This window comes from Polaromonas sp. P1_E1_2 (assembly GCF_056406035.1).
Genome location: NZ_JBFUAZ010000898.1, coordinates 1 through 1,140, shown reverse-complemented (window position 1 = coordinate 1,140; position 1,140 = coordinate 1). Strand labels below are relative to the sequence as shown.

The window sequence follows — 1,140 nt, the reverse complement described above, 5'->3', positions numbered from 1 at the left end:
GGCGCATAACGCTCCATGAAACGCTCGCCATTGCTGTTGCGCAGAATCGCTCCTTCGCCGCGGCAGCCTTCGGTCAGCAGCACGCCGGCGCCGGCCACGCCGGTCGGGTGGAACTGCCAGAATTCCATGTCTTCCAGCGGGATGCCGGCACGCGCTGCCATGCCCAGGCCGTCGCCAGTGTTGATGAAGGCGTTCGTTGACGCGGCAAAAATGCGCCCTGCGCCGCCGGTGGCCAACAGCGTGGTCTTGGCTTCAAAAATGTGGACGTCGCCGGTTTCCATTTCGAGGGCGGTCACGCCCACGACGTCACCGGCGGAGTCGCGGATCAGGTCCAGCGCCATCCACTCGACGAAAAAGCTGGTTTTTTCCTTGACGTTTTGCTGGTACAGCGTGTGCAGCATGGCGTGGCCGGTGCGGTCGGCCGCGGCGCAGGCGCGCTGCACGGGTTTTTCACCGTAGTTGGCGGTGTGGCCGCCGAAGGGGCGCTGGTAAATCGTGCCGTCGGGGTTGCGGTCGAAAGGCATGCCCATATGCTCGAGGTCGTACACGACCTTGGGCGCTTCGCGGCACATGTATTCGATGGCGTCCTGGTCGCCGAGCCAGTCGGAGCCCTTGACGGTGTCATAGAAGTGGTAGTGCCAGTTGTCTTCGCTCATGTTGCCGAGCGATGCGCCGATGCCGCCCTGGGCTGCAACGGTGTGCGAGCGGGTGGGGAACACTTTGGAAAGCACGGCCACGTTGAGGCCGGCGCGCGCCAGCTGCAGCGATGCGCGCATGCCGGAGCCGCCGGCACCGACGATGACGACGTCAAATTTGCGCTTGGGGAGTTTGGATGTTGCTGTCATGATTTTGTGGGGTGTCGGTCTTCTTGTCGGGTCTGTGGGGTCAGCGGCGGCTTAAACGCGCCACAGCACCTGAATGCCCCAGCCGGCGCAGGCCACCAGCCAGACGATCGTGAAAACATTCAAAACGAGTTTGATGGAGGCTGGCTTGATGTAGTCCATCCAGATGTCGCGCATGCCGACCCACACGTGCAACAGTAGGGCAACGATGACCACAAACGTCAGCGTCTTCATCCACTGGGACGAGAAGATGCCGGCCCACTTGTCGTAGCCGATGGGGCCTTTGCTGAAGATGACC

Annotated in this window: 2 protein-coding genes; both read right to left on the bottom strand. The window is 62.5% G+C overall.

What is annotated here, in order from left to right; genetic code table 11:
• Positions 1–845 (bottom strand): FAD-dependent oxidoreductase (locus tag AC1D1P_RS23900; protein WP_477674727.1); only part of this gene is annotated, 845 nt, incomplete at its 3' end.
• A gap of 51 nt (positions 846–896) precedes the next feature.
• Positions 897–1,140: succinate dehydrogenase, hydrophobic membrane anchor protein (gene sdhD, locus AC1D1P_RS23895; protein WP_477674726.1), on the bottom strand; the 244-nt coding region annotated here is incomplete at its 5' end.